Source organism: Pseudomonas sp. LBUM1647 (assembly GCF_059716175.1).
On the sequence record NZ_CP166809.1, the window covers coordinates 2078297 to 2098527 of the forward strand.

21 protein-coding genes, 3 tRNA genes and 1 pseudogene are annotated in these 20231 nt (G+C 57.4%); 19 read left to right on the plus strand and 6 right to left on the minus strand.

Annotation, left to right across the window (positions count from 1 at the left end; translation table 11 throughout):
• Nucleotides 1–227: 227 nt before the first annotated feature.
• Together ACA059_RS09365 and ACA059_RS09370 are read left to right on the plus strand one after the other, a co-directional pair.
• Complete coding sequence (locus ACA059_RS09365) at nucleotides 228–1079, plus strand: shikimate 5-dehydrogenase (protein ID WP_497633545.1); 852 nt, start codon at nucleotides 228–230, stop codon at nucleotides 1077–1079.
• A gap of 12 nt (nucleotides 1080–1091) precedes the next feature.
• Complete coding sequence (locus tag ACA059_RS09370) at nucleotides 1092–1610, plus strand: cupin domain-containing protein (RefSeq protein ID WP_497633546.1); 519 nt, start codon at nucleotides 1092–1094, stop codon at nucleotides 1608–1610.
• 140 nt (nucleotides 1611–1750) lie between these two features.
• On the opposite strand, the gene ACA059_RS09375 is transcribed toward ACA059_RS09370, so the two are convergent.
• Nucleotides 1751–2398: a YceH family protein gene (locus tag ACA059_RS09375; protein WP_497633547.1), complete on the minus strand. Its 648-nt coding sequence runs from the start codon at nucleotides 2396–2398 to the stop codon at nucleotides 1751–1753.
• A gap of 310 nt (nucleotides 2399–2708) precedes the next feature.
• Between ACA059_RS09375 and ACA059_RS09380 the strand changes: the two genes are divergently transcribed.
• From ACA059_RS09380 to ACA059_RS09400, 5 genes are read left to right on the plus strand one after another with little or no spacing between them, the layout of a single operon-like run.
• Nucleotides 2709–3686, plus strand: a complete 978-nt coding sequence (locus ACA059_RS09380) for an NAD-dependent epimerase (protein ID WP_497633548.1) — start codon at nucleotides 2709–2711, stop codon at nucleotides 3684–3686.
• A 45-nt stretch (nucleotides 3687–3731) separates the two neighbouring features.
• On the plus strand, nucleotides 3732–4472 hold the full coding sequence (locus ACA059_RS09385; RefSeq protein WP_497633549.1) for a glycosyltransferase family 2 protein: 741 nt from the start codon (nucleotides 3732–3734) through the stop codon (nucleotides 4470–4472).
• On the plus strand, nucleotides 4469–4747 hold the full coding sequence (locus ACA059_RS09390; protein ID WP_076028031.1) for a lipid-A-disaccharide synthase N-terminal domain-containing protein: 279 nt from the start codon (nucleotides 4469–4471) through the stop codon (nucleotides 4745–4747). The genes ACA059_RS09385 and ACA059_RS09390 overlap by 4 nt, the downstream gene beginning before the upstream one ends.
• A gap of 3 nt (nucleotides 4748–4750) precedes the next feature.
• Nucleotides 4751–6271: an ArnT family glycosyltransferase gene (locus tag ACA059_RS09395; protein WP_497633550.1), complete on the plus strand. Its 1521-nt coding sequence runs from the start codon at nucleotides 4751–4753 to the stop codon at nucleotides 6269–6271.
• A 39-nt stretch (nucleotides 6272–6310) separates the two neighbouring features.
• Nucleotides 6311–6820 (plus strand): DUF1993 domain-containing protein, encoded by a 510-nt coding sequence (locus ACA059_RS09400; RefSeq protein WP_497633552.1) that lies wholly within the window; start codon nucleotides 6311–6313, stop codon nucleotides 6818–6820.
• 164 nt (nucleotides 6821–6984) lie between these two features.
• Here the strand turns inward: ACA059_RS09400 and sstT are convergent, their stop codons facing one another.
• Complete coding sequence (gene sstT, locus ACA059_RS09405) at nucleotides 6985–8217, minus strand: serine/threonine transporter SstT (protein WP_497633553.1); 1233 nt, start codon at nucleotides 8215–8217, stop codon at nucleotides 6985–6987.
• A 279-nt stretch (nucleotides 8218–8496) separates the two neighbouring features.
• Between sstT and ACA059_RS09410 the strand changes: the two genes are divergently transcribed.
• Entirely contained in the window at nucleotides 8497–9651 is a 1155-nt protein-coding gene (locus ACA059_RS09410; protein ID WP_497633555.1) for an MFS transporter, read from the plus strand.
• A 4-nt stretch (nucleotides 9652–9655) separates the two neighbouring features.
• On the opposite strand, the gene nhaR is transcribed toward ACA059_RS09410, so the two are convergent.
• Entirely contained in the window at nucleotides 9656–10555 is a 900-nt protein-coding gene (gene nhaR, locus ACA059_RS09415; protein WP_008148408.1) for a transcriptional activator NhaR, read from the minus strand.
• 276 nt (nucleotides 10556–10831) lie between these two features.
• Here nhaR and ACA059_RS09420 point away from each other — a divergent pair, with 276 nt between their 5' ends.
• Nucleotides 10832–11074, plus strand: coding sequence for a hypothetical protein (locus tag ACA059_RS09420; RefSeq protein WP_497633556.1), 243 nt, complete (start codon nucleotides 10832–10834; stop codon nucleotides 11072–11074).
• A gap of 28 nt (nucleotides 11075–11102) precedes the next feature.
• Entirely contained in the window at nucleotides 11103–11852 is a 750-nt protein-coding gene (locus tag ACA059_RS09425; protein ID WP_282480869.1) for a TerC family protein, read from the plus strand.
• A gap of 78 nt (nucleotides 11853–11930) precedes the next feature.
• On the opposite strand, the gene ACA059_RS09430 is transcribed toward ACA059_RS09425, so the two are convergent.
• Nucleotides 11931–12098 (minus strand): hypothetical protein, encoded by a 168-nt coding sequence (locus ACA059_RS09430; protein ID WP_497633558.1) that lies wholly within the window; start codon nucleotides 12096–12098, stop codon nucleotides 11931–11933.
• 167 nt (nucleotides 12099–12265) lie between these two features.
• On the opposite strand from ACA059_RS09430, the pseudogene ACA059_RS09435 reads away from it, so the two are divergent.
• The 3 genes and pseudogenes from ACA059_RS09435 to ACA059_RS09445 all read left to right on the plus strand — a co-directional run bounded on the left by ACA059_RS09435 (nucleotide 12266) and on the right by ACA059_RS09445 (nucleotide 13529).
• Nucleotides 12266–12995, plus strand: a pseudogene (locus ACA059_RS09435) (peptidase C39 family protein).
• A gap of 94 nt (nucleotides 12996–13089) precedes the next feature.
• Entirely contained in the window at nucleotides 13090–13296 is a 207-nt protein-coding gene (locus ACA059_RS09440) for a DUF6021 family protein (protein WP_027925384.1), read from the plus strand.
• A 17-nt stretch (nucleotides 13297–13313) separates the two neighbouring features.
• Nucleotides 13314–13529, plus strand: a complete 216-nt coding sequence (locus ACA059_RS09445) for a hypothetical protein (RefSeq protein ID WP_497633560.1) — start codon at nucleotides 13314–13316, stop codon at nucleotides 13527–13529.
• A 55-nt stretch (nucleotides 13530–13584) separates the two neighbouring features.
• Here the strand turns inward: ACA059_RS09445 and pbpG are convergent, their stop codons facing one another.
• Both pbpG and folD read right to left on the minus strand, forming a co-directional pair.
• Entirely contained in the window at nucleotides 13585–14523 is a 939-nt protein-coding gene (pbpG, locus tag ACA059_RS09450) for a D-alanyl-D-alanine endopeptidase (protein ID WP_497633562.1), read from the minus strand.
• A 238-nt stretch (nucleotides 14524–14761) separates the two neighbouring features.
• Nucleotides 14762–15616, minus strand: a complete 855-nt coding sequence (gene folD, locus ACA059_RS09455; RefSeq protein ID WP_123366162.1) for a bifunctional methylenetetrahydrofolate dehydrogenase/methenyltetrahydrofolate cyclohydrolase FolD — start codon at nucleotides 15614–15616, stop codon at nucleotides 14762–14764.
• A 279-nt stretch (nucleotides 15617–15895) separates the two neighbouring features.
• Between folD and ACA059_RS09460 the strand changes: the two genes are divergently transcribed.
• The 6 genes from ACA059_RS09460 (at nucleotide 15896) to clpX (ending at nucleotide 20085) form a co-directional block, all read left to right on the plus strand.
• A tRNA-Arg gene (locus ACA059_RS09460) sits at nucleotides 15896–15972 on the plus strand.
• Between the two features lie 40 nt (nucleotides 15973–16012).
• Nucleotides 16013–16088 (plus strand) — tRNA-His (locus ACA059_RS09465).
• Between the two features lie 54 nt (nucleotides 16089–16142).
• Nucleotides 16143–16227: transfer RNA gene (locus ACA059_RS09470), tRNA-Leu, on the plus strand.
• A gap of 422 nt (nucleotides 16228–16649) precedes the next feature.
• On the plus strand, nucleotides 16650–17960 hold the full coding sequence (gene tig / locus ACA059_RS09475) for a trigger factor (RefSeq protein ID WP_046047576.1): 1311 nt from the start codon (nucleotides 16650–16652) through the stop codon (nucleotides 17958–17960).
• 93 nt (nucleotides 17961–18053) lie between these two features.
• A complete protein-coding gene (clpP, locus tag ACA059_RS09480; protein ID WP_046047575.1) occupies nucleotides 18054–18689 on the plus strand; it encodes an ATP-dependent Clp endopeptidase proteolytic subunit ClpP in 636 nt (211 codons plus the stop codon).
• A 112-nt stretch (nucleotides 18690–18801) separates the two neighbouring features.
• A complete protein-coding gene (gene clpX, locus ACA059_RS09485) occupies nucleotides 18802–20085 on the plus strand; it encodes an ATP-dependent Clp protease ATP-binding subunit ClpX (protein ID WP_007946893.1) in 1284 nt (427 codons plus the stop codon).
• Nucleotides 20086–20231 lie beyond the last annotated feature (146 nt).

A 20231-nucleotide genomic window follows, 5' to 3' on the forward strand; every position in this document is an offset into this window, starting at 1 on the left:
CGCCCCGGCGCTTGAGTCTGCAATAGACCCAAGGATTGTCGCGGGGATACTTCTAAGACAGCGTTTTTTTCAAAATCAGCACAGCCGTTGGGTAAATTTTGTGTAAGGTCTGTACTCGCTTCTTTACGGTTTAGTGAGGCCGCGTGCAGACACACCGTTATGATCGATCAGACCCGATGGATTGGCTAATCCCGTCCATCTGAAAGTGCTATTCAAGGAGATTTTTCATGCAGATGAACCCCGACAGAGACACCCAGCTGTGCATGTCGCTTTCCGCACGCCCCGGGAATTTTGGCCTGAGGTTTCACAATCATCTGTATGAGCAACTGGACCTGAATTTTTACTACAAGGCCTTCAGCAGTCAGGATCTGCCAGGCGCTGTTGTTGGCATTCGCGCCTTGGGGATTCGTGGTTGCGGCGTGTCGATGCCGTTCAAGGAGGCCTGCATTGCCCTGGTCGATGAACTGGACCCCTCCGCTGCGGCCATTCAATCAATCAACACCATCGTTAACACTAACGGCCACCTCAAGGCTTACAACACCGATTACATCGCTATCGCCCAGTTGCTAGACACCCACCAGGTGCCGAAGGAATTGACCTTTGCCCTGCGCGGCAGTGGCGGCATGGCCAAGGCGGTGGCCAGTGCCTTGCGCGATGGTGGCTACAAAAATGGTCTGATCGTTGCCCGTAACGAGCGTTCCGGACGGGCGTTGGCCGAATCGCTGGGCTATCGATGGCAAGCCGAGCTGGGCTCGGAGCGGCCACAGATGCTGATCAACGTCACACCGATTGGCATGTCGGGCCCCGAGGCCGATCAGCTGGCGTTCGATGTTGAAACCATCGCTGCTGCCGAGACTGTCTTCGATGTCGTGGCAGTCCCCTCGGAAACACCGTTGATTGTGCGCGCTCGTGCTGAAGGCAAGCGAGTGATCACCGGGCTGGAAGTGATCGCGATCCAGGCGCTGGAGCAGTTCGTGCTGTACACCGGCGTGCGGCCGACCGATGAGCAGTTTCACAAAGCCGTGGAATTTGCCCGCAGTGGCCTTGGCTATCCTGCTGCCCAGCAAGCGAAACCGTGACTGAGGTGACTCATGCATCCTGCCATTCTTAATCTGGATCAGGCCGAACTTGAGCCGCTGCCCGAAGCGTTTGCCCCGACGGGAGACACCGCCGACCGCTATCAGCAACGGCAGGCGCGCATCGGCCAGCAACTTGGCGCGCAGAAGCTGGGTTATCGCCTGTACGCGCTGGAACCGGGGATGCGTGGCAGCCCGTTTCACAGTCATCGGGTCAACGAGGAGATGTTTTACATCGTGGCCGGGGAAGGGGAGATTCGCTTGGGCGCCGAGCGCTTTCCCGTTCGCGCCGGTGATGTCATTGCCTGCCCGCCGGGCGGCCCTGAAACCGCGCATCAGATCATCAACACCAGCAGCGGTGAGCTGCGCTATCTGGCGGTCAGCACCCAACAATCACCCGAGATTTGCGAGTACCCGGATTCCGGCAAGTACGCGGTGATGGACGACTTCAAGGTCGACGCCGAGGGCAATGCCTCGGGCTTCGTCGCCGTCGCCAGGCCGGCGGACGGCGTGGATTATTGGGACGGCGAGTAGAAGCACCGCGAACCTAGTGTGGGAGCGGGCTTGCTCCGGGCGGCGTTCCGACGAAAGCGGTATGACAGTCACCCAAGATGGTGAATGTTATGGCCCCTTCGCGAGCAAGCCCGCTCCCACATTCGATCTTTGTTGTTAGTTTATTCGAGGCGGGCCAGACGCTCTTCCAGCGCCGCAATTCGCGCCTCAAGCTCTTCGATCCGCTCAACCGATACGCCGCCACCCGCGCCACGCTCGGTCGGGTTCTGCCGTGCCGCCAGGATTACTTCGATGTCCGCCGGGTCGCCCAAGGCGTGCATGTAGCGGTCTTCACGCTGACCGGCCTGGCGCGGGATCAACAACGCCAGACCTCGAGCAATCAAGCGCTCCAGTTGATGCACGACCTGTTCGGCATCTTCGAAGTCATGCATGCGGCCACTGCGGGTCAGCAGTTCATTGACCGTTTGCGGACCGCGCAGAAACAGCAGCCCCGCAAGAATGACTTGAGCCGGCACCAGTTCCAGCGCCTTGTCGACTTTGTGTTCCCAGCGATCCGCACGACTGCCCATCACCAGTTTGGTAAAGCCGCGTCCTTCGAGGGCGCGCAGGCTTTGGCCGACCTGACCCTGGGTCAGGTTCATCACCGGCTCGCGGCTGGTTTTCTGGTTGCAGGCAATCACCAGCGCATTGAGGGTCAGCGGATAGGTTTCCGGGCTGGTGGCCTGTTTTTCGATCAACGAACCCAGAATGCGGATTTCCGTGCTGTTGAGTCGCGGCTCGTCGGAGGTCGTTTCTTGCTCGGTGCTCATGATTCTGCATTCCTTCCCGGGTTCATGATTTTCTCCTGCTGGCATGCACTTTAGATTGACGTGTGCCAATGGCAACTGAATTCGTCGCCGTGCCTTGGCAATGGTCACAAAACCTAAATCAATCTGTTACGCCATCTTAACAATCAGACGTGCACCGTATGCATGGCTGCAGAGGACTGCGGCTCATCACGGGTACGGCGAAAATTCCTATCGACGACGTCACCGGCCTTATTAATTGTGCAGTGGAGCAAGGCATGAAATTGACGTGGGTATCGACCCGCAATAATGCGCTGATCGGCGCGCGCCCGCTATGACCGTACTGGTCACCGGCGCCGCCGGTTTCATCGGGTATCACACGGTCAAGCGCTTGTGTCAGGAAGGTCTTGAGGTGGTCGGCATCGATAATCTCAACGACTACTACAGCGTGGAACTCAAACACGCACGGCTCAAAGAGCTGAAGCCCTTGCCGGGCTTTCATTTCCAGGCACTGGATATCGTCGACAAACCGGCCTTGATGGCATTGTTCAAGGATCACGGCTTCACAGAGGTTATCCATCTGGCTGCCCAGGCCGGCGTTCGCTACTCGCTGGACAACCCGGACGTGTATGCGCAATCGAACCTGACGGGTTTTCTGAATGTGCTGGAAGCCTGCCGGCACCATCGCCCCGAGCATCTGATTTATGCATCGAGCAGCTCTGTATACGGCACCAACAGCAAAATGCCGTTCAGCGTCGAAGACGCCGTCGATCATCCGATTTCGTTGTATGCCGCCAGTAAGCGTGCCAACGAGCTGATGGCCCACAGCTATTGCCATCTGTATGGACTGAAGGCCAGCGGCCTGCGTTTTTTTACCGTTTACGGACCTTGGGGGCGCCCCGACATGGCGCTGTTCAAATTTACCGAAGCGATCCTCAACGGCAGGCCGATTGACCTCTACAACCAAGGCCAGATGTCGCGCGACTTCACTTACATCGACGACATCGTCGAAAGCATTGCGCGCCTGCGCCCAAGACCGCCGTTATCGGACGGACCTGGCGATGGCGCCAACCGGATCTTCAACATCGGGCGCGGCACGCCGGTGGCGCTGCTGGATTTCGTCGAGTGTCTGGAGTCGGCATTGGATAGGGAAGCCCGGCGCAACTTCCTGCCGCTGCAGGCTGGCGATGTGGTCAAGACCTGGGCGGATGTGTCGGCATTGGCGCAGTGGGTCGATTTCCGTCCACAAGTGACGGTTGAGGCCGGCGTCGCGGAATTTGTGAAGTGGTACCGCCACTTTTATCAGAGATGAAACGTTGGCCCTTGATCATAAAAATCCAGGGTAATAGGGGCCTCTATGAGCCAAGACATATTTGTATCCGTCCTGATTCCGGCAAAGAACGAGGCGAGTAATCTCAAATCGCTGCTCGAAGAAATCCGTATCGCACTGGCCGAGGAGGCGTATGAAATCATCGTCGTCGACGATGGCAGTACTGACGCCTCCTTGCAGGAACTGCGGCAGACCAGGCACAGCGGCCTGAACACATTACGCATCCTGCGCCATGAACGTTCGCTGGGGCAGAGCACTTCGCTCTACCATGCGGCGCTCGCCGCCCGAGGCCAATGGCTGGCCACGCTCGATGGCGACGGTCAGAACGACCCGGCGGATATCCCCGGCATGCTGGCATTAGTGCGCAGTGAGCAGGGTCGCGCCGACCTTCAGTTGGTGGCCGGGCACCGGGTCAACCGTCGCGATACCGCGAGCAAGCGTTGGGCCTCGCGGTTTGCCAACGGGCTGCGCAGCCGGATGCTCAAGGACGCAACACCGGACACCGGCTGCGGGCTGAAACTGATACAGCGGGCGGCGTTTCTGCGCTTGCCGTACTTCGACCACATGCACCGGTTCATTCCTGCGCTGATCCAGCGTCATAACGGCCGCATGATCACCCATCCGGTCAACCATCGACCCCGCACGGCCGGGGTATCCAAATACGGAAACCTCGACCGCGCCCTGGTGGGCATTCTCGATCTGATCGGCGTCTGGTGGCTGATCAGGCGCACGCGTCTGCATGCCCATGCGCAGGAGATCGAAGGATGAACCTGTCCCGCGAAACCCTGTGGCTGGTGGTCGGTTTCAGTGGCCAGATCGCCTTCACCGGTCGCTTTGTCCTGCAGTGGCTGTACAGCGAGTACAAGAAGCGCAGCGTGATTCCGGTGAGTTTCTGGTACCTGAGCATTGTCGGCAGCGCGCTGCTGTTCGCTTACGCCATATACCGACAGGACCCGGTTTTCATCGCCGGTCAGGCGTTCGGCTCCATCGTCTACTTGCGCAATCTGCAATTGATTGCCCGCAGCAAAACCTTGAAGGACTGAACCGTGCGCCGAACCCTGTCACCCAGCGTCGAATGCCTGGGGCTGATGTTGCTTGCTCTTTTATTGGTCGGTGCCGGGTTCGGGCTGCGTCAGCCGCAGAATGTCGACGAGGAGCGATTCCTCGGCGTTGCGCTGGAGATGCTACATAACGGTTCTTGGCTGATTCCGCACCGAGCTGCCGAGATCTACGGCGATAAACCACCGATTTTCATGTGGACGGTGGCGTTTTTCACCTGGATCACCGGAATGCCAGCCATTGCCCTTTATATACCGGGGCTTTTGTCTGCCACCTCGGTCACGGCCATGCTCTATGACCTGGGTCGCCGGTTGTGGAATCAGCAGGCCGGACGAACAGCAGCGCTGTTGTACCTGGCCACGTATCAGACGTACAGCATTCTGCGGACCGGTCAGATCGACAGTTTTCTGATTCTGTTCACCTCTCTGGGCCTGTACGGCCTGGCTCGTCACCTGCTGCTCGGGCCCGCCTGGCGTTGGTTTTACGCGGGTTGCGCGGCCATGGGCATTGGCGTGATCACCAAAGGGGTCGGCTTCGTCCCGGCATTGATGCTGATTCCTTATGCCTACGCGGTGCGCAAAGGCTGGCCTGGGGTGGTGGCCATGCCGGGTGAGGCGCGCAAGTGGTGCCTGGGTTTTTTGGTGGTGCTTGGCGCGGTCGCGATCTGGCTGCTGCCCTTGGCGGTGTCCATCGCATTCAATGGCGCCGCTGACGAAATCGCCTACGCACGGGAAATTCTTCTGCGCCAGACAGCGGGGCGCTATGCCGCCGCGTGGGATCACCGAGAACCGTTCTGGTACTTCTTCGTCAGCGTCATCCCGCAATACTGGATGCCGATGGTGCTGGCCTTGCCGTGGCTCGTGCCCGCCTGGCGCAGGCAGCTGCGCAAGCGCGACGGTCGAGTGCTGGTGCTGCTGGGGTGGGTCGTACTGGTCGTACTGTTCTTCTGCCTGAGCAGTGGCAAACGCAAGTTGTACATCTATCCGGCGTTGCCGGGGCTGGTGCTGGTTGCGGCGCCGCTGATTCCGTGGCTGCTCAAGCGTTGGTTCGGCAAGCGCCCGCGCGGTCGGCGGGTATTCCAGGTGTTGGCCGTCACGTGGTTCACGCTGTGGTTCGCTCGCGGTTTCGTCGATCCGGTCAAGGACGGACCCAATCCCCACGAGGCGCTGATGGCGCAAGCAGCGGCGATGACCCAGGGCGCAGACCTGGTGCTGGTCAACTGGCGTGAGGGTCACTGGTTGTTCGCTCGACAGCCGATTGTGCATTTCGGGATGATCGGCTCCACGGTCGAGCAGGCCGCTCAATGGCTGCGTGAACATCGTCAGGCGTACGCCTTGGTGCCGGATGAACTGCTGAGCCGGTGTTTCAATCCGCAGGCCGCCCGTGAACTGGGGGAAACTTCGCGCGCGCAGTGGTCGATCGTCGGTGCCGATGCCGATAACGGCCGTTGTCATCCCGGACAGCCAGCCAATATCTATCGCTTCACCTGGGACCGCGCATGGCTATAATCGCCCCACGTTTCCCTCCTGTCACAACACGAGACTGCCATGACTATTTCTCTGTACGCCGCTTCCGTCCCGGTTTTCAAACAAATGCTCAACGCCCTGAGCGATGTTTTGAACAAGGCCGAAGCCCAGGCCACCGCCAAGAACATCGACCCAAATGCTTTCCTGCAAGCCCGTCTGTACCCGGATATGTTCCCGCTGATCCGTCAGGTGCAGATCGCCGTTGATTTCGCCAAGGGCGTTTCCGCGCGTCTGGCCGAAGTTGAACTGCCGAAATACGACGACACCGAAACCACCTTCGCCGAGCTGCAAGCGCTGATCACCAAGGTGCTGGCCTTCATCGGCGAGATCAAACCGGAACAGATCGACGGCAAGGAAGGCGTCGAAATCATCACCCGTCAGGGCACGCCGAAAGAGAAGCGCTTCACCGGCCAGGCTTACCTGCTGAGCTACGGCCTGCCGCAATTCTTCTTCCACGTCACCACCACCTACGCACTGCTGCGTCACAACGGTGTGGAAGTGGGCAAGCGCGATTACATGGGCGCGTTCTAAACCTCCCGGATACACAAAAGCCCGCCAAGGTTCTCGCCTTGGCGGGCTTTTTTTTGGTGAATCAAAAGATCGCAGCCTCGTTTCACTCGACAGCTCCTACAGGCTGTACGCATCTCAATGTAGGAGCTGTCGAGTGAAACGAGGCTGCGATCTTTTGATCTTTGTTAAGCCAATCGCTGGGCTTTCTCGTCTTCACCCAGGCAAGCGGCGGCCGTAAACAGTACGTCAGTGGAGGAGTTCAGCGCGGTTTCCGCCGAGTCCTGCAACACGCCAATAATGAAACCAACCGCCACCACCTGCATGGCGATTTCACTGGGGATGCCAAACAGGCTGCACGCCAGTGGAATCAACAGCAACGAGCCGCCCGCCACGCCCGAAGCGCCACAGGCACAGATCGCCGCGACGACGCTCAGCAGGATGGCGGTCGGAATGTCCACGGCGATGCCCAGCGTATGCACGGCGGCCAGGGTCAGCACGGTAATGGTGATCGCCGCGCCCGCCATGTTGATGGTTGCGCCGAGCGGAATCGAAACCGAGTAGGTGTCTTCGTGCAGGCCCAGGCGCTTGCTCAATTCCAGGTTGACCGGAATGTTCGCCGCCGAGCTGCGGGTGAAAAATGCGGTGATGCCGCTTTCGCGCAAGCACGTGATCACCAGTGGATACGGGTTGCGACGCAGCTTCCAGAACACGATGACCGGGTTCATCACCAGCGCCACGAACAGCATGCAGCCCAGCAGCACCGCCAGCAGATGTACGTAGCCGATCAAGGCACCGAAACCGGAGGTGGCGAGGGTCGAAGCCACCAGGCCGAAAATGCCCAGCGGCGCAAAACGGATCACTAATCGCACGATCAGAGTCACGCCGTTAGACAAGTCGCCGAGTACTTCGCGAGTGGTGTCACCGGCATGGCGAATGGCAACGCCCATGCCGATCGCCCATGCCAGAATGCCGATGAAGTTGGCATTCATCAGCGCGCTGACCGGGTTGTCGACCACGCTCAATAGCAGACTTTGCAGCACTTCACTGATACCGCCCGGTGCGGTGACCGCAACGTCGTGAGTCGCCAATACCAGGCTCGACGGGAACAACGTACTGGCGACAACGGCCACCACCGCCGCCGCGAAAGTCCCCAGCAGATACAGAAACAGGATCGGCCGGATGTGGGTTTCCTGGCCGTGCTTATGGTTGGCAATCGAGGCCATGACCAGCACGAACACCAGAATCGGCGCGACAGCTTTAAGCGCCGATACGAAGACTTTGCCGATAAACGCTGTGGACTTCGCCACCTCCGGCGCGAACAGGGCCAGGGCAATCCCGGCGATGAGGCCGATGATGATTTGTGTGACCAGGCTTAAGCGTTTCAGGCGTAACCATAGAGAAGGGGATGGAGCGGTCATAAAACGGCATCTCTGATTTTTTAGGTGCGGGGTATCGCGACATCAATGCCAATCAATGGCCGATGAACAGGGTGTACGTATCGCAGGGCGCGGACTTTATCACAGCGTGGTCTTCATCCTTCAGACCTGTGACGATCTGCCGCCCGCGGGGTCAACGAGATCGGCAGGTTCGTGCAACCCTGATCGGAAACACTCTGTTAATATTCGCCATCCTCATTTTCAAGTCATGCCAGTGGGCCTTCGGGCTATCGCTGGTGTCGTCGTTTTCTGGAGTTCTGCATGCTGTTGCCCATCCTTCTGTTGTCTGCCGCCGGTTTCACGGTGCTGACCACGGAATTCATCATCGTCGGCCTGTTGCCGGCGATCGCTCGAGACCTTGAAGTCACCATCCCGCAAGCGGGTTTGCTGGTGACCTTGTTCGCCTTCACGGTCGCCGCATTCGGGCCGTTCCTGACCGCCTATTTCGCCCGGTTCGAGCGCCGCAAATTGTTCATCTCGGTGCTGATCATGTTCGGCCTGGCCAACACCCTCGCGGCGTTTGCGCCTAACATCGGGGTGATGGCCATTGCCCGGTTGATTCCGGCGCTGGGCTTGCCAGTGTTCTGGGCGCTGGCCAGTGAAACCGCGGTGGACATTGTCGGCTCGGACTACGCCGGCCGCGCCATCGCCAAGATTGGTTTCGGCATTGTTTGCGCCACGGTGTTCGGCATTCCGGTGGGCACACTGATCTCCGATGCGTTCGGTTGGCGCAGTGCCTTCGGCATTCTGGCGGTGATCGCGTTTGCCAAGGCGTTGCTGCTGTTTATCTACCTGCCGAAAACCAATCTGCATCAGCATCAAGTGAGCTTCAGTTCGCAATTCAAAATTTTGCGCAGCCCGCTGATGGTTGGCCATGTGCTGCTGTCGATCCTGGTGTTTAGCGGCATGTTCACCGCTTATACCTACCTGGCGGACATTCTTGAGCGCTTGGCCGGTTTCAACGGCACGGTGGTCGGCTGGTGCCTGATGGGCTTCGGCGCGGTCGGCTTGATCGGTAACTCACTGGGCGGCCGCGCGGTGGATCGTCATCCGTTGATCGCCTCGATGATGTTCTGCTCGTTCATGATCGCCGGCCTGGTGGCGTTGGTGCCGAACATTCACTCGCCGCTGGGTCTGGCAGCGGCGATGGGGATTTGGGGCGTGACTCAGGCGGCGCTGTTCCTGGTCAGCCATGTGCGATTGATGAAGGCTGCACCCGAAGCGCCGGCGTTCGCGGCATCGCTGAACATTGCCGGGGCTAACCTCGGGATCGGCCTGGGCGCCATGATCGGCGGTAGGGTCATCGACGGTGTAGGTCTGCAAGGTCTTGGTTTCGCGGCGGCCGCTTTTATCCTCGCCTCGATCCTCTTGGCCATCGCGCTGATGACCTTCAAGCCCCGCGAAGTCTGCGCCTGACGCCTCACATCTCGGTGAACAGCTCGCGTCGGGCACCTTCGGTAATGGCGACAATGCCGGGGTGCTTGACCTTGCGTTCCACCGAAATGGCGTAGAACGACTCGGTCACCGCGTCGGTCTGGCCAATCAATTCCACGCCGTATTGGCGTATGACCTCATCGGCAATCACGCTCGGGCCGATGAAGATCCCGCTGCCGGATTGGCCGAAAGCCTGCATCAAGGCGCTGTCGTCGAACTCGCCGACGATGCGCGGCTGAATCTGCTGCTCGGCAAACCAGCGCTGCAAACGACTGCGCACCACCGTCTCCGGCCCTGGAATCAGCAGCGGTGCGCCGTGCAGGCTGCGGGGGAAATCCTGACCGTATTGCGCCGCCAGTTCAGCAGTGGCGAAGAAGCTGATCCCGCATTCTCCGAGTTTCTGGCTGTAGCCCTTGATGTCCAGGTGCGAGGGCATCGGGCTGTCGGAGATCACCAGGTCGAGACGCTGGATCGCCAGGTCGGCGAGCAGGCGTTCCAGTTTGTCTTCGCGACAGGTGATGCGCAGCGGCTCGCTCAATTCCATGGTCGGCGCGATCAGGCGATAGACGATGGATTTGGGCACCACATCGGCCACACCTACCCGAAACAGAATCTGTTGTTCGTTGGGCTGTGCTCGCAGCATCAGCTCCAGTTCGCCGCCCAGCTGAAACATTTGCTCGGCGTAGGGCAGGGTCTGACGCCCGGCTTCGGTGAGTTCCAGCTGCCGGCCGACCCGGCGAAACAACTCGATGCCATAGGTTTGTTCGAGCAGGGAAATCTGCCCGCTGATGGTCTGCGGCGTCAGGTTCAACTGCTCGCAGGCGCGCACGATGCTGCCGGTTTTGGCCACCACCCAGAAGTAATGCAGCTGTCGGTAGTTCAGCATGTTGTTGAAATCCCCTGTTCCTATCATCTGTAGGAGCTGTCGAGTGAAACGAGGCTGAGATCTCTTGATCTTGCGCTTTAAAAGCAACATCAAAAGATCGCAGCCTCGTTTCACTCGTCAGCTCCTACGGCCCACGCATGTTTCAAATCTGGATTCGTTAAAACCGAAGTATAACCGCTAAAAATACGAATTTTCCTGAAGTGTTTGCCTCCCTAGAATGCCTCGCTATCAACGGGCCATCGTTTCGACCCGGTTTGTTCTATCGAGGAAAGCATCATGAAGATTAAAACCACGGCACTGTTGATCACGTCTTTACTGGTATTGGCCGGTTGTGACCAGGCTGAAAAAAGCGCTCAGCAACTGATGGGCAAGGCTGCCGAAACCGCCAAACAAGCGATCGACGACACACATAAAGCCGCAGAGCAGGCTATCAGTGATGCCACTGGCGGACTGATCAGCAAGAAAGAACAACCGGCCAAAGAAACGGACAAAACCGAATCTACGTCCCAGGAAATCTAAACCGTCTTAAAAGAGTCAGGACTGACCCATGGAATACCTTTTAGAACTTGCTGCAAGCCCCACCGCCTGGGTTGCCCTGGCTACGTTGATCGTTATGGAAATCGTGCTCGGCATCGATAACCTGATCTTCATTTCTATCCTGACCAATAAACTGCCCGAGCAGCACCGGCAGAAGGCGCGGCGCATTGGTATCGGCATGGCGCTGATCCTGCGACTGGCGCTGTTGAGCACCATCGCGTTCATCGTCCAGTTGACTGAACCTGTGATCGATATCTTGGGCCAGACGTTCTCCTGGAAGGACATGATCCTGATTGCCGGCGGCCTGTTCCTGTTGTGGAAGGCGACCACCGAGATCCATCACAGCATGGATCCTGCGCCGGATGATCCGACGTCGGCCACCTCGACCGTGACATTGGGCTTTGCCGCTGCGATCGGTCAGATCCTGCTGCTGGACATGGTGTTCTCCATCGACAGCATCATTACCGCTGTCGGCATGACCGAGCATTTGCCAATCATGATCATCGCGGTGGTGGTGTCGGTACTGGTGATGTTGCTAGCGGCTGATCCTCTGGCCAAGTTCATCAACGACAACCCGACGGTGGTGATGCTGGCGCTGGGCTTCCTGATCATGATCGGCATGACGCTGATCGCCGAAGGCTTCGGCGCCCATGTACCGAAAGGCTACGTGTATGCGGCCATGGCGTTCTCGGCGACGATCGAGGGTTTGAACATGATGTCGCGACGGTCGAAGCAGAAGCGTTTAGCCGCTGAAGCTTAACTCGCGTTAAACGAAACGGCCGCCTGTGCTCGAAAGAGTCAGGCGGCCGTTTTTGTTTGCGCTACATAGCGGTGTCGTTCAGTGCGCGGTAGCGTGCGGTTCAGCGGTTTTATCGGATTTCGCCACCGGTGTCGACTGAGCCGGATGATGATGCCGGCGGGTAATGCGCAGGACTCCCCATAACATGGCGGCGGCAACGGCCAGCCAGCCAGAAATCAACATCACAATGGTCATTGTCAGGCTCATCAGTGCCTCCTCTTCGCCCTGCTGCGGGCACACACTCTTTGCACATGACAGTCTAGTCGCTGCTGTGTTTCAGGCTATTGACCAAAGGTCGGCCGTGACCAATCAGTTCGCTCTATCGAATGCCATCATCTGCCGCTTAAGGCTATACCGCTGCCGCGCGGCGTCCTATGATCGACGGCCAAGCCGGGAGCGTGAATGCCTGGCGTCTAAATCAAGAGAGTGATGATGGTGCGGGTATTTTCGCGAATTCGATCTTTAGTGCTGGTCGTTGGCTGCGTTGCAGGTCTGGCTGGCTGCGCGGGGAGTGTGGCACCTGAAATCAAGCGCCTGCCGGAGCGAGTCGAGCTCAGTGGCACGTTCTACCGTGGCGTGGCGAATCAGAGTGGGCCGCAAGTACTGGCCAGCATGTTGTCCCAGCAAGGCATTGTGATTACGCCAGGCTTGCTCGAAAAACCGTTGCATTTGCCGGGTGCCGAAGCCCAGTTGCAGCAGAACATGCAGAACCTCGCTCGCGAGTACGGCATGGTCGTCTATCCCCTCGACAGCAATCTGCCTGCACTGTTGACCCAGGTTGCGGCCGGTTACCCGGTAATGGTGCGTTTCACGGAAGGCTCGGCGTTCTGGGCTGAACCGCGTTACGCCATTCTTGCTGGGTACAACCGTCAGAAGCAGACAGTGCTGCTGCGTTCGGGCATGAATCGTCGGGAGTTGATGGGCTTCGGTTCGTTTGAATCGGCGCTCAAGGATGCCGGTGGCTGGGCCGTGCTGATTCAGAAACCGAATCAACTGCCGGCCAATGTCGATCAACAGCGATGGCTCAAGGCCGCGAGCGACCTTGCCCAGGCAGGTCAGGAGCAGGCGGCCGCCAGGGCGAAGAAAGCGCTGAACGCGCCATAAGCCCGTTCGTCATCTGTCGGGCACCCCTGCACGTTGCCGACCTCTAACAAAGTAGGGCCCGGATTTCTCCGGGCCAGACTCAAAGGAGGTGCCCATGGCACATTCCACTACCCCCGTCGGCCCGCACTCGTCTGAGCATTCTTCGGGTGATGAATTGGGCTTCGATCCAGATTCGCCGGACCTCGCCGATCCACAGGTCGATCCCATCGGACCTGCCAAGGCGCCCAGGGATGTGAAGCCGGGCGACAATCCCAAGGCTCCCGCGAAGCCTTACGATCCACTCGCCGATCTGAAACCCTGAGCCTGAGTGAGGTGCGTATGTCTACCGATTCGAGTTTCAACGACAAACGTCCGGACAGCGTTCCAACCACCCCTGAAAATGATATAGATCCCGTGTTGGATCCGGACAGCCCGTTAAGGGATCCTTTGGCCAGGCCTGTGGTTGTGCCGACGGAGCATCCCCACGGCACTAGAGATCCGAGTGCCGGGGACGGCATTCCAGATGACGACCAGATGCCGTTGCCTAATGATTAACACTGGACGAAAAAAAGCCCCGAATAGTCGGGGCTTTCTTTTATCTGTCGTTTAGTTATTTCGACGCTTCAACCACGCCGCTTTGACGATGCTTGAGGTTCTTGTCGGATTTGTACTGCAAGGCTTCAGATGGCACGTTCGTGCCCCTGCCGGTTTCCACCCAGCTGCGAATACGGCTGGCATCGGCAAAGTGTGTGTATTTGCCAAAGGCATCGAGGATGACCAGCGCAACCGGGCGATTGCCCATGCTGGTGACCAGCACCAGGCAGTGACCTGCCTCGTTGGTGAAGCCGGTTTTCGTCAGCCTGATGTCCCAGTTCGGCTTGTTGACCAAATGGTCGGTATTACGGAAACCCAGGCTGTAGTTGGGTTTACGGAACGAGACGGTTTTTTCCTTGGTGGTACTCAGCTCGGTCAACAATGGGTATTTGTGCGCAGCGATCAGCAGTTTGCTCAGGTCGCGGGCTGTGGACACGTTGCGAGGGGAGAGACCGGTGGGTTCGACGAAGTGTGTGCTGGTCATGCCCAGTGCTTTCGCTTTGGCATTCATTGCCGCAATGAACGCGACGTAGCCGCCCGGATAATGATGGGCCAGGCTCGCGGCAGCGCGGTTTTCCGAGGACATCAGGGCAATCAGCAGCATTTCCTTGCGCGGCATTTCGCTGTTGAGTTTCACCCGGGAAAACACACCTTTCATTTCCGGGGTGTCGCTGATGTTGATGGAGATGTATTCGTCCATGTTCTGCCTGGCTTCAACCACGACCAGGCCGGTCATCAGTTTGCTGACGGAAGCGATCGGCACAACCACGTCAGGATTGCTGGCATAGATAACTTTGTTGGTCTGCAGATCCATCAGCAATGCGCTGCCGGAAGCGATCTTCAGTGTTGACGTATCTCGCGGCGCCGAAGTGGTGTCGGCAGCGTTGACCATTGGCGTGGTGAAAGTCCCTGTAAATGCAAAAAATAGGCTCAGGATGGAAAGACGGATTTTCACGCTGGCAGACTCGTTAGGTGTGGATAAGCCGTTCTGTAACGGGTTGTTTCTTTAAAAACGACGCATTTTAGGAGTATGGCTGAAGAACTGTCGATGGTTGATCAATGAACAGGTCAAAGTCCTTGAAAACCCCTACAAACAGTAGGTTTCCGGCGAGTGGTAGTGATTTTAATTCAGGCAAAAAGAACCCCGCCAATGGCGGGGTTCCTTTGTTCGTCGCAGCAATGAAAATGCGAACTCAGCTGTGCAGTGTTTCGGCTGCATACAGCGTGTTTTCCAGCAGGCAAGCGCGGGTCATCGGGCCAACGCCACCCGGGACTGGAGTGATCCAGCCGGCGCGGGGCAGGGCGGTGTCGTAGATCACGTCACCGACCAGTTTGCCGTCTTCCTGGCGGTTGATGCCGACGTCGATCACGATCGCGCCTTCCTTGATCCACTCACCCTTTACCAGCCCCGGCTTGCCGGCGGCGACCACCACCAGATCGGCGCGACCGACGTGGCCTGCCAGATCCTTGGTGAAGCGGTGGGTGACGGTCACGGTGCAGCCGGCCAGCAGCAATTCCATCGCCATCGGACGGCCAACAATGTTGGAAGCCCCGACAATCACTGCGTCCATCCCGTAGAGATCGACACCAGTGCTCTCCAGCAACGTCATGATGCCTTTAGGGGTGCACGGACGTAGCAGCGGAATACGCTGGGCGAGGCGGCCGACGTTATAAGGGTGGAAGCCGTCGACGTCCTTGTCTGGACGAATGCGTTCCAGCAATTTGGAGGCGTCCAGGTGTTCAGGTAAAGGAAGCTGAAGCAGAACGCCATCAATCGCCGGGTCGTCGTTCAGGCGATCGATCAGATCGGTCAGCGCTTCTTGAGTGGTTTCGGAAGGCAGGTCGTAGGCTTGGGAAATGAAGCCGACCTCTTCACAGTCTTTACGCTTGTGCGAGACATAAACCTGAGAGGCGGGATCGCTGCCGACCAGGATCACCGCGAGACCGGGCGTGCGCAGACCTTGCTGGCGACGCTCGTTGACGCGTTTGGCGATCTGCTGGCGCAGGCTGGCGGCGATCGATTTGCCGTCGATTAGTTGTGCAGTCATTGCGCGTGATTAACCATCGAGAGGGGAAAAAAAGAGAACGCATTCTCGCATGTCACGAGGTGAGGGCAAAGGCGCTTGGTCTGCAAATTCCCCTAACCCCTTTAATTAAATGAATTTTTTTTAAAAAAGAGTTGACGACCTTCAGGGTCACCTATAACATTCGTCGCACTTGTCGGGCACAGCCTAGCACTGGTTAAGAAGGTCGAGCAGAGTTGATGTTTAATTCGGTGAGACTGAAAGCACTTAGTTTGTAATCGTCCAAGAATACAGATTAACAAGGCGCCCGTAGCTCAGCTGGATAGAGCATCCGCCTTCTAAGCGGATGGTCGCAGGTTCGAGTCCTGCCGGGTGCGCCATTAGGCAGCTTTGGCACAAGTAACGCAGCATGGCAATATGGTGGGCGTAGCTCAGTTGGTAGAGCACGGGATTGTGACTCCCGTTGTCGAGGGTTCGATCCCCTTCGTCCACCCCATATTTAGAAAGGCGCCAGATTAACAGTCTGGCGCCTTTGCTTTAAAAGCTTGATGCGGATGTGGTGGAATTGGTAGACACACTGGATTTAGGTTCCAGCGCCGCAAGGTGTGAGAGTTCGAGTCTCTCCGTCCGCACCATTACAAGTAGCTATTTAATAGCAGAAAACGGCGCAGCACCTGAAAAGGGCTGCGCCGTTTTTGTTTTAGAAATCTGAATTTTCAAAGCGGCCGCAGGTTCTGGGTCGAGAGGGCGGCTCGGATCGTCGGATTTATGTTTCTCGATGATGCTGATTCGCCCGTTGGTCCCCTTGTGGGGTCGACTGTCAGGGATGGATTGCCGATGCCTTCTATATATAGAAGGATTGGCGCAGAGCCCTGGCATGATTGGCTGTATTTGCTAACAGGGCGAGGCACAACCGTTTGTCCCCGCCTATAAATTGCCTGCTGCTTTTTTACCCGTTTTCAGTAGGGTGACTTCTTGAGTTTGACCCACTAGAATGCATGCCCTTGATTCTGGGGTCGGAAACGGCCGGCTAACGTCTGTGCAACGAGGAATATCCATGCAAGTTTCTGTTGAAAATACTTCTGCTCTTGAGCGCCGCATGAGCATCACCGTGCCGGCTGAGCGCATCGAGACTCAGGTCAACAAGCGTCTGCAGCAGACTGCCCAAAAGGCCAAGATTGCTGGCTTCCGTCCAGGCAAAGTGCCAATGAGTGAAATCAAGCGCCGTTTTGGTGCTGATGCACGTCAGGAAGCGGTCGGCGACGTGATCCAGTCCTCTTTCTACGAAGCTGTCGTTGAGCAGAAGCTGAACCCGGCTGGCGCTCCTTCGATCGAGCCGAAATCGCTGGAAGCTGGCAAAGACCTGGAATACGTCGCGATTTTCGAAGTGTTCCCTGAGTTCACCGTTGCCGGTTTCGAAGGTATCGCGGTTGAGCGCCTGAGCGCTGACGTGGCTGATGCCGATCTGGACAAAATGCTGGAAGTGCTGCGCAAGCAGAACACCCGTTTCGAAGTGGCCGATCGCGCTGCTCAAAACGAAGACCAGTTGAACATCGATTTCGTTGGCAAGGTCGACGGTGAAGTGTTCGCTGGCGGTTCCGCCAAAGGTACTCAATTGGTTCTGGGTTCCGGCCGCATGATCCCTGGTTTTGAAGACGGTCTGGTTGGCGCTAAAGCCGGCGAAGAGCGCGTTCTGAACCTGACCTTCCCTGAGGACTATCAGAACCTCGACCTGGCAGGCAAAACCGCTGAGTTCACCGTGACCGTGAACACTGTTTCCGAGCCAAAACTGCCAGAACTGACCGAAGAATTCTTCGCTCAATTCGGCATCAAGGAAACTGGTCTGGAAGGCTTCCGCACCGAAGTTCGCAAGAACATGGAGCGTGAACTGCGTCAGGCGATCAAATCCAAGGTCAAGAATCAGGTAATGGATGGTCTGCTGGCCACCAACCCGATCGAAGTGCCTAAGGCTCTGCTGTCCAACGAAGTTGACCGTCTGCGCGTGCAGGCTGTTCAGCAGTTCGGTGGCAACATCAAACCTGAGCAACTGCCGGCCGAGCTGTTCGAAGAGCAAGCCAAGCGTCGCGTTGTGCTGGGTCTGATCGTGGCTGAAGTGGTCAAGCAATTCGACCTCAAGCCTGACGAAGCCCGCGTTCGTGAAATGATTCAGGAAATGGCTTCGGCTTACCAAGAGCCTGAGCAGGTTGTGTCCTGGTACTACAAGAACGACCAGCAACTGAACGAAGTCCGTTCGGTTGTGCTGGAAGAGCAAGTTGTGGATACTGTTCTGCAGAAAGCTAGCGTGACCGACAAATCGGTCTCTTACGAAGAAGCAGTCAAGCCGGTAGAAGCTCCACAAGCCGACTGATCGTTTTTGCGGTAAGAAGTACACACCATAAGCCAGCCTTCGTGCTGGCTTATGCGTATTCAAGACATAACTATTTGGGAGTGACTGCAGAGCATGTTCCGTAATTCGTATATTCAGCAGAACTCTGATATCCAGGCCGCAGGCGGCCTGGTCCCGATGGTTGTCGAGCAGTCTGCTCGTGGCGAGCGCGCCTATGACATCTACTCGCGCCTTCTCAAGGAGCGAGTGATCTTTCTGGTTGGTCCGGTAGAGGACTACATGGCCAACCTGATCTGTGCGCAACTGCTGTTCCTTGAAGCGGAAAACCCGGACAAGGACATCCATCTCTATATCAACTCCCCGGGCGGTTCGGTGACGGCGGGCATGTCGATCTATGACACCATGCAGTTCATCAAGCCAAACGTGTCGACCACCTGTATCGGTCAAGCGTGCAGCATGGGTGCGTTTCTATTGACGGCCGGTGCTCCTGGCAAGCGTTACTGCCTGCCGAACTCGCGTGTGATGATTCACCAGCCACTGGGCGGTTTCCAGGGCCAGGCTTCGGATATCGAAATCCATGCCAAGGAAATCCTCTTCATTCGTGAGCGTCTCAACACGCTGATGGCCAAGCATAGCGGGCACACTCTTGAAGAAATCGAGCGCGATACCAACCGCGATAATTTCATGAGTGCAGAAGCAGCGCGTGAATACGGGTTGATCGATGAAGTGATCAGTCAGCGCCCCGCTTAAAATAAGCAGCTCAAAATAGGGTTGGTCGGCGCGTCCGATCACCTGCGGGCTTGAAAAAGCCCGCAATAGCCTTCATCTTGTGTTGCAAGCCTATCGGATTTGGATCGAACGAATGACTGACACCCGCAACGGCGAGGACAACGGCAAGCTGCTCTATTGCTCCTTCTGTGGCAAAAGCCAGCATGAAGTGCGCAAATTGATTGCCGGCCCCTCGGTCTTTATCTGCGACGAGTGCGTCGACCTGTGCAATGACATCATCCGTGAGGAGGTGCAGGAAGCCCAGGCCGAAAGCAGCGCGCATAAATTGCCTTCGCCTAAAGAAATCAGCGGCATCCTTGATCAGTACGTGATTGGTCAGGAGCGTGCGAAAAAGGTTCTGGCCGTAGCGGTGTACAACCACTACAAGCGCCTGAACCAGCGTGACAAAAAGAATGACGATGTCGAACTCGGCAAGAGCAACATCTTGCTGATCGGCCCGACAGGCTCGGGTAAAACCCTGCTTGCCGAAACACTGGCCCGCTTGCTGAACGTTCCGTTCACCATCGCCGACGCAACCACCCTCACCGAGGCAGGTTACGTGGGTGAAGATGTCGAAAACATCATTCAGAAGCTGCTGCAGAAGTGCGATTACGACGTAGAAAAGGCCCAAATGGGCATTGTCTACATCGATGAGATCGACAAGATCTCGCGCAAGTCTGACAACCCGTCGATCACCCGGGACGTTTCCGGTGAAGGCGTGCAGCAGGCCCTGCTCAAGTTGATCGAAGGCACGGTCGCTTCCGTTCCGCCTCAAGGTGGTCGCAAGCATCCGCAGCAGGAATTCCTTCAGGTCGACACCCGTAACATCCTGTTCATCTGCGGTGGTGCGTTCTCCGGTCTGGAAAAGGTTATTCAAAACCGTTCCACCAAGGGCGGCATCGGTTTCAACGCAGAAGTGCGCAGCAAGGAAGAAGGCAAGAAAGTCGGTGAGTCCCTGCGTGAAGTCGAGCCTGACGATCTGGTCAAGTTCGGTCTGATCCCGGAATTCGTCGGTCGTCTGCCGGTACTTGCCACGCTGGACGAGCTTGATGAGGCTGCGTTGATGCAGATTCTCACCGAGCCGAAAAATGCTCTGACCAAACAGTATGCCAAGCTGTTCGAGATGGAAGGTGTGGACCTGGAATTCCGGGCCGACGCTCTGAAATCGGTCGCCAAACGTGCCCTGGAACGCAAAACCGGAGCCCGTGGACTGCGTTCGATTCTCGAAGGTGTATTGCTCGACACTATGTATGAAATCCCCTCGCAGTCCGAGGTGAGTAAAGTAGTGATCGACGAAAGCGTTATAGAAGGCAAGTCCAAGCCACTGTATATCTACGAAAACAGTGAGCCGGCTGCCAAGGCAGCGCCAGACGCCTAAGCGTCACGCTGCTGGAATAAAGAAGGGGCCTTCGGGCCCCTTTGCTTTTTGCGCGTTTTAACACCTTCTTTAAGCTTGTTTTTTTTGAAGGTAGCCCCCATCTTGGTTTCAAGCTCACTTCCATCTGTTTACGGCCTTATGGCCGC